Consider the following 15,344-nt stretch of genomic DNA (forward strand, 5'->3'; position numbering starts at 1 on the left):
GCGCGGGTCCGACAGCGCCGCCAGCAAGGAGTCAGGCGCGGATCAGGAGCGAGGCAGGGCCCGCTCCTTGATGATGCCGCGGTACACGAGGAAGGTGGCGACCAGGCTGATCGCGCCGGCGAGCGCCATCCAGTAGCCGGGTGCCGCCTTGTCGCCGGTGGCTTCGATCAGCCAGGTCGACACCAGCGGCGTCAGGCCGCCGAACAGCGCCGTCGCCAGGCTGTAGGCCAGCGAAAAGCCGGTGGTGCGCACCTGGACCGGGATGATCTCGGTGAGCGCGGCGATGGTGGCGCCGTTATAGCTGCCGTACAGGAAGGACAGCCACAGCTCGACCATCACCATGTTGCCGAAGCTCGGATGGGCGATCAGCCAGGACAGCGCCGGATAGGCCGTCAGTGCCGCCAGCGCCGAGCAGACCGCCATCACCGGCCAGCGGCCGATACGGTCGGAGAGCGCGCCCATGACCGGCAGCCAGATGAAATTCGACAGGCCGACGCACAGGGTCACCAGCAGGCTGTCCGCGGTGCTCAGGTGGAGCACGCTCTTGCCGAAGGTCGGCGTGTACACGGTGATCAGGTAGAAGGCGACCGTCGTCATCACCACCAGCATGGTGCCGGCGGCGACCAGCGGCCAGTTCCAGGCGATGGTGCGCATCATCTGGCGGAAGGTCGGGTGCGACTTTTGCGCCAGGTAGGCTTCGGTCTCCTGCAGCGAGCGGCGGATATAGAAGACCACCGGGATGATCGAGCAGCCGATGAAGAAGGGAATGCGCCAGCCCCAGTCGGCGATGACGTCCTTCGGCATGGCGTTGTTGAGGCCATAGCCCAGCGCGGCGGCGAAGATCACGGCCACCTGCTGGCTGGCCGACTGCCAGCTGACGTAGAAGCCCTTGTTGCCGGGCGTCGCCATCTCGGACAGGTAGACCGACACGCCGCCCAGTTCGACGCCCGCGGAGAAGCCCTGCAGCAGGCGGCCGATCAGCACCAGCAGCGGCGCCAGCAGGCCGATGGTGGCATAGCCGGGCACGAAGGCGATCAGCGCCGTGCCGGACGCCATGATCCCGAGCGTCAGCACCAGGCCCTTGCGGCGGCCGATGCGGTCGATATAGCTGCCCAGGACGATGGCGCCCAGCGGACGCATGAAGAAGCCGGCGCCGAAGGTGGCGAAGGTCATCATCAGCGCGGCGTACTCGCTGGTGCTCGGGAAGAAGGCCTTGGCGATCTGGTGCGCGTAGAAGCCGAACAGGAAGAAATCGTACATCTCGATGAAATTCCCGCTCGTGACCCGGATGACGGCGCCGAGCCTGGACGGGGCGCGCGCCGGCGGGGATGCGGCCGGCGCCGCATGGTGCGCGTTGACGGTGGAATCGATGGACATGATGAGCTCCGCAGAAGGTTGATCAGTGGGCCGCGGCGGCCGGTTCCAGCCCGGTCGCCTCGATGGCGCCGGCGTTCGACGGCGCGGCGAGGAAGCGCAGCAGGGCCCGGGCGGCGTCCGGATGGCGGCTGCCGCGCACCACGGCGCCGGAGAATTCCGTCTTCAGCTGCACTTCCTGCGGCAGCAGGCCGACGATGTCGATGCCCTGCACGGGTTTCAGTTCGCTGCGCTGCTGGCAGCCGAAATCGGCCTCGCCGTGGGCGATGATCTCGCCGACCGGGGTCGCCGGAATCTGGGCCGCCCTGCCCTCCATCTGCTTGCGGATGCCGAGCTTGTCGAGCAGCTGGCGCCGGATGTATTCGCCGCTCGCGCTGTCCGAATAGGCCACCCGGGGCGCGGCCAGGAAGGCGGCGCGCAGGGCGTCGACGCTGCCGATGTCCGGCCTGGCGGCGCCGTGGCGGACCGCGCAGGCGATCGGCGAGTTGGCGAGGACGACCTTGCTGCCCGGTTCGAGGCGGCCTTCGGCCATCAGCTTGTCGAGGGCGTCGCCGACCATGATGACGACGTCGATCGGCTCGCCGCGCTCCAGCCGCGCCGGGATCGCGTTCTTCGTCGCGCCCATCGAAGGGCCCCATGCCGAGACCAGGTGGTCGCCGCTGGCGCGCTCGTAAGGCGCGGCCAGGTCCTTGTAGGCCTGGGCGAAACCGCCCGAGCTGACGACGTGGAGATCGGTGGCGTGGGCGGCGTTGGTGGAAGTGGCGACCAGTGCAAGCGCGGCCAGTGCCGTCATCGCGGTGTTTTTCAGGTGATGTGATCGCATGGCGGTCTCCTTGTATCGGTTATTGGTTAAAACTTCTGCATGAGGCCCAGCGTCAGGCCGGTGCCGTGGCGGTCGTTGGGACGGGAAGCGGTCAGGCCCGCGGCGTCGCCGCGCCAGACCGTGTAATCGGCTTCGAGGTAGGCGGTGGTGCGCGGCGCCAGGGTCTCTTCGACGAACAGGAAGCCGCGGTCGAAGCCGTCGTCGGGCAGGCCGCTGGCTTCGCGCCGCACGGCGTACCAGGCGGTGGTGACGAGCAGGTGCTGTCCCATGGCGCGGCTCAGGCCCGCGGACAGCACGCGCTGGTGCACGCTCTTGTCCGGGCCCGTCACGGCCTCGTTGCGGGCGGCGTTGGCCTTGAACTGCCAGGCGCCCTGCTTGAGCGCCGCGCCAACGCTCCAGGCGTCGAGCGGCATGCCCTCGCGGCTGCGGAATTGCGTCGTCGCGCCGGAGACGACCCAGTCCGGGCGCTGGTAGGCCAGGGCCACGCCGTGGCTCGACGATGCCGCCGCGTCGCCCGGCACCTCGCCGAAGGAATATGCGGCGCGTGCCTGCCAGGGGCCGAGGTTGCCGGTGTACTTGACCGTGTTGTCGAGGCGGTAGAAGTTGTCCGCGTAGCCGCTGGGACCATACTGGCGCCCGAAGGCGTGGGTACCGAAGGCGGTATTGCTCAGGCCCGCGATGTTGATGTTCGGGTTGAAGGAAGCGTCGCGCTTGCCGAGCGGGTCGACGGGAATGAGCGCATCGGACAGGAGGTTGGTCTGGCGTCCCAGTGCCAGCGTGCCGTAGGGGGAATCGAGGCCGGCCCAGGCCAGGCGGTCGAACATGCGGTCGCTCTTGGCCGAGGTGCCGGTATCGGCATTGATGCCGCCTTCGAGCCGGAACAGGGCTTTCCAGCCGCCGCCCAGCGATTCCTGGCCCTTGAAGCCCCAGCGGCTGGTGTTGTCGACGCCGCTGCTGACGGCGGTCGCCGTGCCCGGCGTGGCGGGCGTGTTCTTGGCGCTCAGGCCGCTGGTGGCGCGCAGGCCGAGGTCGGCGATGCCGTACAGCTCGACGCTGCTCTGGGCCAGGCAGGCGCCGCTCGACACGAGCAGGGCCGCAAGGATGCATGATTGACGCACTTTGTCTCCGTATGAAAAGCCTTCTTGGCGAGGCTGGTTGCTTATTGCTTATTGCTTATTGCTTATTGCGCCAATCATGCTTCATACGGGTTCATTTGATAATTGCAATTTTCCAGCGTATTCTTGCGCCATGCGCATCAATTACGAACTCCACGACTTGCAGGCCTTCGTTGCCGTGGCCGAGCGCGGCAGCTTTCGCCAGGCCGCGGACGACCTGTTCCTGTCGCAATCGGCGCTCAGCCGCCGCATCGACAAGCTGGAGGACAGCCTGGGCGTGAAGCTGTTCGAGCGCACCACCCGCCGCGTGCGCCTGACCAATGTGGGCCAGACCTTCCTGGTGAACGTGCGCACCGCGCTCGACGACCTCGAAGACGCGGTGCTGGGCGTCGCCGACCTCGCGGCCCACCGCACCGGCACCGTTACCCTCGCCTGCGTGCCGACCGCCGTCTGGCATTTCCTGCCGGAGGTACTGAAACGCTTCAGCGCGCGCTTCCCGCGCATCCGCGTGCGCGTGCACGACGAGAGCGCGCAGGACGTGCTGAACCTGGTGCTGAACGGTGAGGCCGACTTCGGCATCAACTTCGCCGGCGCCGAGAACCCGGAGATCGTGTTCGACCCGATCTACGTGGAGAGCTATGTGCTGGCGATGCGGCGCGACCATCCGCTGGCGACGCGCAAGGTGCTGAGCTGGAAGGAGACCGTCGACGAACGCTATATCTCGGTCGCCAAGTCGAGCGGCAACCGCAGCGTGATCGACGCCGCGCTGGCCGGCGTGGAAAAGCACCCCCTCATCTTCTGCGAGGTCAACCACGTGTCCGGCGTGCTGGCCCTGGTCGAAGCGGGCATGGGCGTGGCCGCGGTGCCCGGCCTGTCCGTGCTGCCGGAGCGGCTGGAGGGCATCGTCGGCGTGCCGCTGGTGAATCCGGAAATCAAGCGCACCCTGGGCCTGATCAGCAAGCGCAATCACAGCATGGCGCCGGCGGCGCGCACCCTGTTCGAGATGCTGTCCGAAGCGCTGCTGAAGCGCCCGGCCGCAAGCTGATTCAGCCCGCCTCCACCGGCGCCGAAGCGGCCAGTGGATCGAGCGTGGAACCGTCCGCCGCCCGCACGTTGCTCACCTCGAGCGTGTACTCGCCGGGCGCGAGGTCGACCACGAGGGCGACCGCCGCCGGGCGCCGCGGATGGACCTGCACCGCCCGCACCGCCGCCGCCGGATGGATGCGGTAGTTGTGCGGATTGCCGGCACCGTGCGGATGCACCGCGTCGCTGAAGGAGATGTTCAGCTGTCCGCTAGCGCCGTCGTAGCTGGCCGACACCACCTGCAGGCCGCCGGGCGTCGGCCCGCCGACGCAGCGCGGCAGTTCCTCGCCCTCGACGGCGGCGCGCATCGCCTCCAGCAGGCATTCCAGTGACTCGACGTCGGCCGGCCGGTCCTGCTTGCCAATCAGCGCCGCGACCAGTTCGCCCAGCTGGCGCGTCCCGGCCTGCATGGTCTCGCGCCAGGCGTTGCCGCCCTGGAGCGCACTGCCGGCGACCACGGCGATGCCTTCGTACAGTGCGCGCCCGGTTCCCGGCGGTTTATCGAGCGGCCGCGAGCCGCCCTGGTCCGCCAGACAGGCGGCGCCGAAGGCCAGCGCCACCGCCATCGCGCCGTCGTACAGGGCTTCCAGGCGCAGGAGTCCACCGCCAATGACGACGGTCTTCTGGCCGTATTCGGTGAACGCGAACACGTTCGGACGCTGGCTGGTCCAGTCGACGTGAAAGCGGATGCCGGGACAGAAGGTCGCGTAAAGACGCGAGTAGTAGGCCGCCATCCAGCGGTTGGTGGCGTCCGACATCGGCCGCGCCGGCACGTCCGGCTCGAGCAGCCGCGCCTCCTGCCTGGGCGTGAACAGCGTCGCCGCGCGCGGCGGGATGACGGTGGCCGACTCGATGTCGGGCACGAACTCCGGATGCACGACCGGACCGGCGTCCAGGTCGACGGCGGCGCCGAAAGCCGAGCGGCACACCGTGGCGTGGCGGGATCGGTAGGCCGCGGTGCCGACCGCCGGATGGTCGGCGCTGGACGCCAGGTGAGGCTGCATCGACTCGGCATGCTGGTAGCGCTGGAGCGCGAAGTCGCCGCAGACGACGCCGTTGACGATGATGAAGTGCTTGTCCAGGCTGCCGCGGAATTCCCCATAGTCCGGCACCTCGGTCGCGATATGGTGCACGGCGCCGAAATAGCTGCCGCTGTGAATGCGCGCGACCGGCACCGCCCGCCCTTGCGGATCGACCAGGCAGTCGGTCCCCGGCACCAGCTGGTCGGCCCGCTTCAGGATGCCGCCGCCAGCCAGCAGGAACAGCTGGTTGGGCGACGCCACCATGGCCTGGCGGCGCTGGCCCGGCTGCTGGCCGCCGTACTCGATGTAGAACATCACGTTGCCGACGCCGGTGGTATTCGGCGGCGAGCCGGCGCTGAACTGCACTTCGCGGGCCGACCATTCCCATTCCACGCCATGCCGGACGGCGGTCAGCACCTGGTTGCCGATCACGATCTCGTCCATCGGCCGGTTGCCGCCCGGGACCGCGACCAATGCGGTGGAAGCGAAGTAAGGCCAGCCGCCCTCGGCGGATTTCAGGCTCCAGGCCTGGCGCTGGCGCTTGCGCTCGTCCCCGCTGTGCGGCGGCCGGTCGGTGGTCGATGTCATGCTGTTTCCCCTTGCTTGATTGACGGCGGACGAACTGTAGGGGAATCGCCGTGCAGATACCTTCCGGTTTCCTTCCGGATGCTAAGCGTTTGATTTCAAAGATTAAAAAAGACACGGGCCACGACAATGCGCGGCCCGTATTTCATGCTGGAAGAGCGAAGCTCAGTGCATCATGGCGGGACCGGGGTGTTGTCTTCCTGCGGATCGAAACGGACCACCGCGCCCGTCAGGGTGTTCGTGTACACGATGAAGAACTTGAAGGTCTCGGCGACGGGCAGGCTCGGGAACAGCGTCATCACCGACTGCCCGGCCGGGCCGGGGATGGTTTCCAGCGCCGGTGCGCCGGCCGGATTCGGCTCGACGCCGGTGATCGTCCAGCCGTTCAGGCTGGACTGGTAATCCAGCAGGAACAGCGTGTTGGTCGCGCGCGTCTGGTCCAGGTGGCACCTCGACGTGGCGGTGCGCGTGACGCCGTCGACCGGCGACCAGTAGCTGTACCTGACTTGGGCGTCGTCCGCGCTGCGGCCGCAGATCGCGATCGTGACGCTGCGTTGTGGTGTAGCCGTCTTCATGACTTCCCTTTCGTTTTGCTTTGTAAAGACAGGAATTGCAGATAGCCGCGGTCGGCGAAGCCGAAGCTCTTGAGGCGCCCGGCCGCCTGCCCGGCGGGACCGTCCTGGCCGAGACAGTAGTTGGCCCTGACCCAGGGCTCGAGCACATAGTAGTCGCGCGAGGACGGCGCGTCCGGCCCCAGCATGTCGACGACGCCACGGCAGGCCGTGCGCGCCGCGGCGCCGTCGCCCGCGGCATTGTCGACGTCGGCCGACACCAGCAAGGCCCGGATCAGGGCCTGGCCCAGGGTCTTGTTTGCCTTGTTGGCGGCGTGGAGTTCACGCAGCCGCGCCAACGCAGCCTGGATTTCTTCGCGTGCGGGCCCGGCCCGGCCGTCCTGCAGCAGCAGTTCCGCCAGCCAGGCCTGGGTCAGGCCCGCCGTTCGCGCCCAGGTGGCGTTTTTCGGATCCCTTGCCGCCAGGCCGGCCATGCGCGCATGCAGATCCCGCATCGCGGCGACGGCGCGGGCGCTGCCTTCGGTGCGCGCCATGATGACCAGCTCCTGCAATTCCAGCCCACCGGCTTCGGCCTGCCAGCCGAGATTCTTCTCGTCCGCCTTCGCAAGTCCTGCCATCAGCAGGCGCGCGGCCCGGTAGTCGTGCAGCGCCGCCTCGTCCTGACCCTGTGCCAGGCGGTTGGCGGCCCGGTGCTGGAGCGCCCAGGCCTCGCTCCTGGCCCACAGCGCCTCGCCCGGCGCCATTGCCCGCAGCCGCTGGACGATCGCCATCTCCTCTTCATACAGTGCGCCCGCGGCACTCAACTCGCCCAGCGCCTGTCTGGCGGCGCCCAGCCACGAAACGCTTCCCGCCAGCTCTTTCAACAGCGGCCGGTCGTTCGGCTGGCGCTCGAGCACACGGCGCTTGAGGGCGATCGACTGTTCGAATTCACGCGCCGCGGTCTGGGGATCGCCACCCGAAACCGCCAGCGAGCCGAGATTGTTGTGGGCGTAGGACTGCTCCATCCACCACGTCACGTTGCCGGGCTCGAGGCGGCTCAGGTCGTCGCTGAAGCGGCGGTAGTCCTGCCAGTGCGCGGCAGCCTTGTCGAAGTCGCTGCGGTCCTTCGCCACCTGCCCAAGCCAATACGCATTCACACCCAGGTTCTTGAGCACCTCGACGTTCGCCGGCGCGCGGCCATGCTGTTCCATGAGAATGCGCTGGCCCGCGTCCAGCGCCTGCACCGCGCCTTTGGAATCGCCGCGCGCGCGGCGCACTTCGGCGATGACCTGCAGCGCCTGCGCGCGCTGCGCCAGCGCGGTCATGCTCGACTCCTGTTCGCCCCTGGCGCCGAGGTAGTCGAGGGCCTTGGTGCTGACGCCGTCGAGCAGGTCGAGGCGGCCGAGAGGGCGCAGCTTGTCCGCGAAGTCGCCCAGCATATAGCCCATCAGGCCTTCGGCCTCGAGGCGGCGCTGCTCGGCCAGCTTGCGCGAGGCGGTGGCGCTGATGCCCAGCGCCAGCGCCAGCAGCGCAAGCACGACGATGCTGCCCATGGCCATCAGCCGCAGGCGCTCGCCCCTGCGTGCGCGGTGCAGCGACAGGCGGATCAACTGCGCCTGGTCTTCGCTCAGCGCGAACTGGCCGGACTCCTGCAACGTCCGCGCCGCTTCCAGTTGTTTACCGCGCGGCAGCAGCAGCTCGGCGCTGCGCCCTTCGCGCACCCAGCGCGCGGCCTGGTTGGCCAGCCGCGCATGCTCCAGCAAGGCGCTCTTGTGGACCTCGATCCATTCGCGCATGCGCGGCCAGCGCCGCAGGATGGCTTCGTGGGCGATGCCGAAACCGGGCACCTCGCCCAGCAGCTCGCTGACGAACAGGCGCGATTCGACCAGGGCGTCGACCACCCGGCGCTCGGCCTCGCCGCGCAGCGCCGACCACGGCGCCCGGCGGCTGGTCACGGTCTCCTCGTTGGCGGCGATGACCACCACCAGCGACATGACGCGCTCCAGCGCGGCCTTTTGCGCCTCGTCGAAGCGGGCGACCACCTGCTCGGCGCGCTGGGCGATCGCGCCCTCGACGCCGCCGAGCTGGCGGAAGGCGTCGAAACCCAGCTCGCCGCTGTCGCTGCGCAGGGCATACAGCTCCTGCAGGCAGTACTGCAGCAGCGGCAAGGCGTCCGGGCTGGCGGCGGCGCTTTCGCACAGCACGTCGTCCAGGCGCGCCTGGCTCTGCGGATCGGTGCCGAAGGAGAGTCCGGCGGCGGCCACCGGCAGGCGGATGATCTGGGCGATCTCGGCGAACGTCGGCGGCGCCAGGTCGAAGTGGGCGCCATGCGGCTTCCCGTCCATCAGCAAAGGATGGCGGGCGATGTGCGGATAAAAATCGTTGCGGCAGCCGATCACCAGCAGGGCCGCGCCGCTGCGGGCCACGGCTTCGATGGTGCCCAGCAGCGCGTCGCGTTCCGCGTCCGTACAGCGGCCCGGCGCGAACAGGGCCTCGGCATGGTCGATGAAGATGCCGAAGCGCAGCTGGCCGTAGTCTCTCTGCCCCGCGGCCAGGGCTTGCGTCATCTGGCGCAGCACGCCTTCACGGTCGTGTTCGAGGCGCGCCGCGAGGGACATCGCGCTGTCGCCGGGGAACACGCCGTCATCGCCGGCCTGCAGGTCGAGCATGGCGCCGGCCAGGGCGACCAGCAGGCTCTGCTCGCCCTGCTCGGCGAGATCGAAGACGGTGGTGGACAGCAGGGCCGCTTCGCCGCCGCGCAGCGCCGGCGCCAGCGCCGGGAACAGGCCGGCGCGGACCAGCGAGGACTTGCCCGAGCCGCTGGGCCCGAGCACCAGCTGCAGCGCCAGCCCCGCCCCGATCTGGGCGTCCACCGACTTCAGGAGCCGGCGGATGGCCTCGTCGCGGCCGAAGAAGACCTGGGCATGCGTTTCATCGAAGGCGGCCAGCCCGCGGAACGGGGTCCGGTCCGCCCACCTGCCGGCCGTCCCCTGCCCCGATTTGCCGAAGCTGACCGGGGCCAGGGTGCGGTAGCCGCGCTTGCGCACGGTTTCGATGTAGCTGGGCGCACTGGCGGTGTCGCCGAGCAGGCGCCGCAGCTGGGCGAGGATCTTGTGGACGGGATTGTCGCCGTAGACGTCGGTGCGCCAGCATTGCGCCAGCAGTTCATCGGCGCTGACGATCTTGCCGGCCGCCTTGCACAGCACCACGAGCACTTCCATGGCCCGCGGCTCCATCTGCCGGCGTTCCCCCGATTGGTGAATGCTGTTGGTCGAGGGGTCGACCACCCATTCGCCAAAGAGAAATTGCTGTGATTCCATTACGGGGGACAGATGCAAAAAAACAAAATAATGATTCTGAGCATCATATCATCCCGACATGCAAAATGGGAAAGGCGGCGTCGCACATTCCACACCCGGCTATAATAGCGGCTGGGTGATCGTACCGCCCGGTACGACAGGATTCGCGCTGGTCGGGCCGCCACGCGGTCAAATCACGCCCATATGACCCGCTTCCTCTCGAATACTTTCCAAGAATTTGCCGCATCCGGAAAAGCCGGCGGCACCGTCCTGATCCTCTGCACCCTCGTCTCCCTCCTGCTTGCGAACTCGCCGCTGGGCGGGCAATACCTGCATTTCTGGCAGCAGCCCTTGGCCGGCCTGACGGTGGAAAACTGGGTCAACGACGCCTTGATGGCGGTGTTCTTCCTGCTGATCGGGCTCGAACTGGAACGCGAGCTGTACAACGGCGAACTGTCCGAGCTGAAGAACGCCCTGCTCCCCATCGTGGCGGCGGCCGGCGGGATCGTCGTCCCGGCGCTCATCCATTTCGGCCTGAACCACGGCACGCCGACGCAGGCGGGGCTCGGCATCCCGATGGCCACCGACATCGCCTTCGCCCTCGGCGTGCTGGCCCTGCTGGGCAGCCGCGTGCCGGCCTCGCTGAAGATCTTCCTTACGGCCCTGGCGGTCATGGACGACCTCGGGGCCATCGTCGTGATCGCTCTCTTCTATACGGCGGAAGTCTCGCTCGGCTGGCTGGCCGCGGCGCTGGCGGTGTTCGTCCTGCTGGTGCTGCTGAACCGGATGGGACGCGTGATGGCCCTGGCGCCCTATCTGCTGGGCGGTGTCCTGATGTGGTTCTGCATGCTGAAGTCCGGCGTGCACGCGACCATCGCCGGCGTCCTGCTGGCCTTTGCGATCCCGTATTCCGCCAGGAGCGACGACGAGACTTCGCCATCGCACCGGCTCGAACACCTGCTGCACAAGCCGGTGGCCTTCCTGATCCTGCCGGTCTTCGCCCTGGCAAACACGGGCGTGACGATCGGCGCGGACTGGGTGCAGGGACTGATGACGTCCAACAGCCTGGGCATCGTCCTCGGCCTGGGCGCCGGAAAACCGGTCGGGATCGTGCTGGCGAGCTTCGCCGCCGTGTCGCTCGGGCTGTGCCGCCTGCCGCCCGGCCTGGCCTGGCGCCACGTGCTCGGCGCCGGCCTGCTGGGCGGGATCGGCTTCACCATGTCGATCTTCATCACCAATCTCGCCTTCACGGGCGAGGCCGGCATCGTCAACGGGTCGAAGATGGCGATCCTGGTCGCCTCGCTGGTATCCGGCGTGGCCGGCTTCACATGCTTAAGGCTGGCCGGCGCGGCGGCAGGCGATCCAACGACCCCGCGTGCAGTTTGAACACGCCGACGGCGTCCGACAGGTGATGCGCCTCCTCTTCCAGGCTCGCCGCCGCCGCCGCGGCCTCCTCGACCAGCGCGGCGTTCTGCTGGGTGGATTGATCCATCTCGACGATGGCAATGTTGACCTGCTCGATGCCCGTGCTCTGCTCCGCGCTGGCGGCGGCGAATTCGTTCATCAGCGCGGCCACCTTGTTCACCGAGCCGACGATGTCGCTCATCGTGCTGCCGGCCTGGTCGACCAGGCGGCCGCCGGCGTCGACCTTGGCGACCGAGTCCTCGATCAGCGCCTTGATCTCCTTGGCCGCGCCGGCCGAGCGCTGCGCCAGGTTGCGCACCTCGGCCGCCACTACGGCGAAGCCGCGGCCCTGTTCGCCGGCACGCGCCGCTTCCACCGCGGCGTTGAGCGCGAGGATATTGGTCTGGAAGGCGATGCTGTCGATCACGCCGATGATCTCGACGATCTTGGCCGAGCTTTGCTTGATCGCCCCCATGGTCGAGACCACCTCGGTGACCACCTCGCCGCCCCGGCTGGCGTGGTCGGCGGCCGACACGACGAACTGTCTTGCCTGGCGCGCGTTGTCGGCGTTGGTCTTGACGATCGAGGTCAATCCTTCCATCGACGAGGCGGTTTCTTCGAGGCTGCCGGCCTGCGCTTCGGTACGCGAGGACAGGTTCAGGTTGCCGGCGGCGATCTGCGCCGAAGCCGTCGCGATGGTGTCGGTGCTCGAACGGACCGCGCTCACGGTGTGCGTGAGGCTGGCCACCATGGTCTTGAGCGCCTCCATCAGGCGTCCGGTTTCGTCGCCGCGCGTGACCTCGATCCTCATCGTCAGGTCGCCCTGGGCGACGGTTTCGGCGAGCGCCACCGCTTCGCCGATCGGCCTGGTGACCGACTTCGTGATCAGGTAGCCGGCAAGGGCCGAGACGACCGTCGCCAGGGCCAGCAGCGCCAGCATGAGAACGGTGGCGTCGTGCGACGCTTCGGAGGCCTCCTGGCCCAGCCGGTCCACGCGTTCGGTTTCGTGCTTGAGCAAGGCGTCGAGACGGCCGAAATAGGCGTTTTGCAGCGGGATCACGGTGGCGAACAGGAAGTCGATGGCGGCTGCGCGATCGCCCTTGTTGAACTGGTCGATGGCTAGCGCGCGCTTGGCGGTGAAGGCCGCGAAGGCACTGCCCTGGTCGCCGAGCAGCTTCCTTTCTTCGTCCGAACTCATCAGCTGGCCGAGCTTGCCGGCGGCTTCGCTGCCGACGCGGTCGGCATCGAGCACGGCGTCGAAGAACTTGGCCGATTGCGCCGGGTCGGTTGCCAGCATGGCATTGCGCAAGGCCTGCGCGCCGCGGTTGGCGTAGCTGCGCATGACGTTGGTCTGCTCAACCGCCACATAGCGCTGCTTGACGATCTGGTCGGTGAGCGCGCTGGTGTGACGGATGCGGTTAATGCCGATCAGCGACATCAGCAACATGATGGCGATCGTGATGCTGAAGCCGATCGCCAGGCGCGAACCGATACGGAAATTCGAAAGCATAGGGTCTTTCTTGAGGTGAAGCAGTTCGGGACAAAATGCAACACTTGCCCCGCTGCCGATACGCGCGGATTTGTCATGATGCTCACATTTTTGCATCGCGCGTATCATGTTGGCATGGTGTCCACTTCCATGAGAGGCCCAATGAACAGTTTGCTGGTCTTCGATTACGAAACGACGGGCCTGGATCCGAGCCGTGACCGGCCGATGCAGTTCGCCTGCGTTCGCACCGATATGGAACTGAAGCTCATCGGCAAGCCGATGACCCTGTACTGCAAGCCTTATCCGGACCTGCTGCCCGACCCCGATGCCTGCGTCATCACCGGCATCACGCCGCAGTTGTGCGAGGAAGCGGGCCTCCCGGAACTGCAGTTCGTGGCGGAAGTCCGCCGCCAGATGACGATGCCGGGAACGATTTCTTTCGGCTACAACTCGATCGCCTTCGACGACGAGATCACGCGCTTCATGTTCTGGCGGAACCTCATCGATCCTTATGCCCGCGAATGGAAGGATGGATGCGGCAGGTGGGACCTGATCGGGCTGGTGCGCGCCGTCCACGCCCTGCGCCCCGACACGCTGGAGTGGCCGCGCGACGACCAGGGCAAGCCGTCGTTCAAGCTGGCGCGCCTCAGCAAGGCGAACGGCCTGCCGCACGAACTGGCGCACGATGCGCTGTCCGACGTCGGCGCCACCATCGGGCTCGCACGGCTGATCCGGCAGCGGCAGCCGGCGCTGTACGCGCATTGCTTCTCGATGCGCGACAAGGCCTTGGCGCTACAGGAAATGGACCCGGAACGGCAGGCGCCCTTCCTCCATGTCGGACGCGGCTCGCCGGAAACCGCCGGGGTCAGGATCATGATGCCGGTCGCGGCCCACCCCACCAACAGGAACGAAGTCATCGCCTGGGACCTGGCCGGGGATCCGCGCCAGCTGCTCGACATCGACGCCGAGACCCTGCGCAGGCGCCTGTTCACCAGGCAGGAAGACCAGCCCGCGGGCTTCAGCCGCATGCCCATCCACTGCATCGCCGCGAACAAGTCGCCGGCCGTGTTCAGGAAGCTGGATCTCCTGTCGCCGGAGCGGGCGGCCGAGCTGAGCATCGATCTCGATGCGGCGCTGGCGAACGTCCCCGACATGCGGGAGGTGCTGCAGGCGGTCGACCTGCCCCGGCTGCTGCAGGTGGCGTTTACGCCGCCATCCTTCGACGGCGATCCCGAAGAGGCCCTGTACGCGGGCTTCATCGGCAACGACCGCCGCACCCTCGACCAGCTGTTGACCCTGGATCCGGCCAACCTGGCGTCGGTCAGGCCGGAGTTCAGCGATCCCAGGCTGACCGCCCTCTTCCTGCGCTACAAGGCGCGCCACTATCCGGCCTTCCTGTCCCAGCGGGAGCAGGACAAGTGGGAAGAGCACCGCTTCGACAAGCTGATCTCGGGCTATCCCGGCAGCCGCACGGTCTCGATGGTCCGGGCCGCGGTCGCCGATTGCCGGCGCAGGCTGGGCCAGGCGGGCGAGCCCCTCGATGCCGCCAAAGTTGACATCCTCGACCAGGTGCTGGCGTATGCGAACGGCCTGGCGGCCGCGATCGATCCTTTCGATACCGCCGGCCCGGCCGAGCCTCCGTCCCCTGCTCCGCCGGCGCCCGCCGCGCCCGTACCGTCCGCGACGCCGGTCCAGCCCGACCTGTTCGGCGGCGCGGATGTGACGCCGTCCGCGGGCCGGACCAGGAAACGTCGATAGGCGGATGGCGCCGGCCCATTCGCTCAGGTATTGCGCAGGCGGGCGAGCTCCGGGCTGGCGGCGTAGGCCGATGCGAGTTGTCCGGTCAGCCGCTGGACGTCGAAGCGGCCCGCGTAGCGGCTGCCCTCCCGCAGCTGGTAGCGGATGGTGAGGCGCCCCTGGTCGTCGGCCTCGAGAAGGTAATGGTCGGCCAGCCCTTCGGGCGGCGGCGGAAGCGGCATGCCGATGCGCTCCATGAAGCTCGTCAGCTCGCCCGTCGCCCGCACGCGCACGGAGAAGGCTTTTGCGCGCACCATGGGATCGTCGGGATCGAGTGCGGCAAGGGCAAGCGCCTGCGCGCGCACTGCCGCGCCGAGGCGCAAGCTCAGTTCGTCGTGAGCATGCGCCGGTAGTCCGGTGGCGTAGCGGACCGCGCCCGGGCCGGCGTTGCCTGGCAGTGTGATGGTGTCGAAGAGTGTGGCGACATCTTCGTCCTGCAGGGTTTCGCGGTAGCCTGGATGCAGCGCCGATATGCTTACTTCAGCGTGGGGATCGTCGGCCAGGCAGCGCTCGCGCAGCGCCTGGTAGGCGGGGTCGGCTTCGAGTGCCGGGCCGGGAAAACGCAGCTCGCGCTCGAGCCGCGTGCCGTCGTACTCCGGCACGCGCGCGGCGCGGAATTCCTCGCGGGTCGACCCGGGCGTCGGCCAGCGCTTGTGGTAGGCGGCGAAGGCCTTGCAGATGCCGAGGTAATAGCCCAGGTTGCGCAGGGTTTCGGGCTGGACGAAGGGCAGGTCCAGTTGGGAGGTCGAGGCATTGTTTCGTCTGGTCCTTGGTTTCGTTTGCATGGCGGCTGATTTCAGGA

11 protein-coding genes are annotated in these 15,344 nt (G+C 68.1%); 3 read left to right on the top strand and 8 right to left on the bottom strand.

What is annotated here, in order from left to right:
* Nucleotides 1–42 precede the first annotated feature (42 nt).
* From tcuC to AC1DOP_RS06330, 3 genes are all read right to left on the bottom strand, one after another.
* The gene (tcuC, locus tag AC1DOP_RS06320) at nt 43–1,260 is read right to left on the bottom strand and encodes a tricarballylate/proton symporter TcuC (RefSeq protein WP_477250562.1); all 1,218 of its coding nucleotides are present in this window, start codon (nt 1,258–1,260) and stop codon (nt 43–45) included.
* Between the two features lie 139 nt (nt 1,261–1,399).
* Nucleotides 1,400–2,197: a substrate-binding domain-containing protein gene (locus AC1DOP_RS06325; RefSeq protein WP_441933800.1), complete on the bottom strand. Its 798-nt coding sequence runs from the start codon at nt 2,195–2,197 to the stop codon at nt 1,400–1,402.
* Between the two features lie 26 nt (nt 2,198–2,223).
* Nucleotides 2,224–3,315 (bottom strand): porin, encoded by a 1,092-nt coding sequence (locus AC1DOP_RS06330; protein WP_477250478.1) that lies wholly within the window; start codon nt 3,313–3,315, stop codon nt 2,224–2,226.
* A 130-nt stretch (nt 3,316–3,445) separates the two neighbouring features.
* Between AC1DOP_RS06330 and AC1DOP_RS06335 the strand changes: the two genes are divergently transcribed.
* Nucleotides 3,446–4,357 carry a LysR family transcriptional regulator gene (locus tag AC1DOP_RS06335; protein ID WP_441933804.1) on the top strand — a complete coding sequence of 304 codons (912 nt, stop codon included), beginning with the start codon at nt 3,446–3,448 and terminating at the stop codon, nt 4,355–4,357.
* Between the two features lies 1 nt (nt 4,358).
* Here AC1DOP_RS06335 and AC1DOP_RS06340 read toward each other — a convergent pair whose 3' ends face one another.
* The 3 genes from AC1DOP_RS06340 to AC1DOP_RS06350 all read right to left on the bottom strand — a co-directional run bounded on the left by AC1DOP_RS06340 (nt 4,359) and on the right by AC1DOP_RS06350 (nt 9,873).
* Nucleotides 4,359–6,005 (bottom strand): hypothetical protein, encoded by a 1,647-nt coding sequence (locus AC1DOP_RS06340; RefSeq protein WP_441933806.1) that lies wholly within the window; start codon nt 6,003–6,005, stop codon nt 4,359–4,361.
* A gap of 170 nt (nt 6,006–6,175) precedes the next feature.
* A complete protein-coding gene (locus AC1DOP_RS06345) occupies nt 6,176–6,577 on the bottom strand; it encodes a hypothetical protein (RefSeq protein WP_477250481.1) in 402 nt (133 codons plus the stop codon).
* Nucleotides 6,574–9,873, bottom strand: a complete 3,300-nt coding sequence (locus AC1DOP_RS06350; RefSeq protein ID WP_477250483.1) for an nSTAND1 domain-containing NTPase — start codon at nt 9,871–9,873, stop codon at nt 6,574–6,576. The genes AC1DOP_RS06345 and AC1DOP_RS06350 overlap by 4 nt, the downstream gene beginning before the upstream one ends.
* Before the next feature lie 183 nt (nt 9,874–10,056).
* On the opposite strand from AC1DOP_RS06350, the gene nhaA reads away from it, so the two are divergent.
* A complete protein-coding gene (gene nhaA, locus AC1DOP_RS06355; RefSeq protein WP_441933812.1) occupies nt 10,057–11,238 on the top strand; it encodes a Na+/H+ antiporter NhaA in 1,182 nt (393 codons plus the stop codon).
* Here the strand turns inward: nhaA and AC1DOP_RS06360 are convergent.
* On the bottom strand, nt 11,177–12,766 hold the full coding sequence (locus AC1DOP_RS06360) for a methyl-accepting chemotaxis protein (protein WP_477250485.1): 1,590 nt from the start codon (nt 12,764–12,766) through the stop codon (nt 11,177–11,179). The genes nhaA and AC1DOP_RS06360 overlap by 62 nt on opposite strands.
* 141 nt (nt 12,767–12,907) lie before the next feature.
* Here AC1DOP_RS06360 and sbcB point away from each other — a divergent pair, with 141 nt between their 5' ends.
* Nucleotides 12,908–14,503 carry an exodeoxyribonuclease I gene (gene sbcB, locus AC1DOP_RS06365; protein ID WP_477250487.1) on the top strand — a complete coding sequence of 532 codons (1,596 nt, stop codon included), beginning with the start codon at nt 12,908–12,910 and terminating at the stop codon, nt 14,501–14,503.
* Nucleotides 14,504–14,526: 23 nt separating this feature from the next.
* Here the strand turns inward: sbcB and AC1DOP_RS06370 are convergent, their stop codons facing one another.
* Nucleotides 14,527–15,327: a hypothetical protein gene (locus AC1DOP_RS06370; RefSeq protein ID WP_441933818.1), complete on the bottom strand. Its 801-nt coding sequence runs from the start codon at nt 15,325–15,327 to the stop codon at nt 14,527–14,529.
* Nucleotides 15,328–15,344: the final 17 nt, after the last annotated feature.

The sequence above is a fragment of the Massilia sp. 01N410 genome (assembly GCF_056399665.1).

Bases quoted from the DNA above. Each gene is read 5' to 3' on its own strand.
- tcuC (WP_477250562.1), bottom strand. From the start codon at position 1,260: ATGTACGATTTCTTCCTGTTCGGCTTCTACGCGCACCAGATCGCCAAG.
- nhaA (WP_441933812.1), top strand. From the start codon at position 10,057: ATGACCCGCTTCCTCTCGAATACTTTCCAAGAATTTGCCGCATCCGGA.
- AC1DOP_RS06335 (WP_441933804.1), top strand. From the start codon at position 3,446: ATGCGCATCAATTACGAACTCCACGACTTGCAGGCCTTCGTTGCCGTG.
- AC1DOP_RS06325 (WP_441933800.1), bottom strand. From the start codon at position 2,197: ATGCGATCACATCACCTGAAAAACACCGCGATGACGGCACTGGCCGCG.
- AC1DOP_RS06345 (WP_477250481.1), bottom strand. From the start codon at position 6,577: ATGAAGACGGCTACACCACAACGCAGCGTCACGATCGCGATCTGCGGC.
- AC1DOP_RS06370 (WP_441933818.1), bottom strand. From the start codon at position 15,327: ATGCAAACGAAACCAAGGACCAGACGAAACAATGCCTCGACCTCCCAA.
- AC1DOP_RS06340 (WP_441933806.1), bottom strand. From the start codon at position 6,005: ATGACATCGACCACCGACCGGCCGCCGCACAGCGGGGACGAGCGCAAG.
- sbcB (WP_477250487.1), top strand. From the start codon at position 12,908: ATGAACAGTTTGCTGGTCTTCGATTACGAAACGACGGGCCTGGATCCG.
- AC1DOP_RS06350 (WP_477250483.1), bottom strand. From the start codon at position 9,873: ATGGAATCACAGCAATTTCTCTTTGGCGAATGGGTGGTCGACCCCTCG.
- AC1DOP_RS06360 (WP_477250485.1), bottom strand. From the start codon at position 12,766: ATGCTTTCGAATTTCCGTATCGGTTCGCGCCTGGCGATCGGCTTCAGC.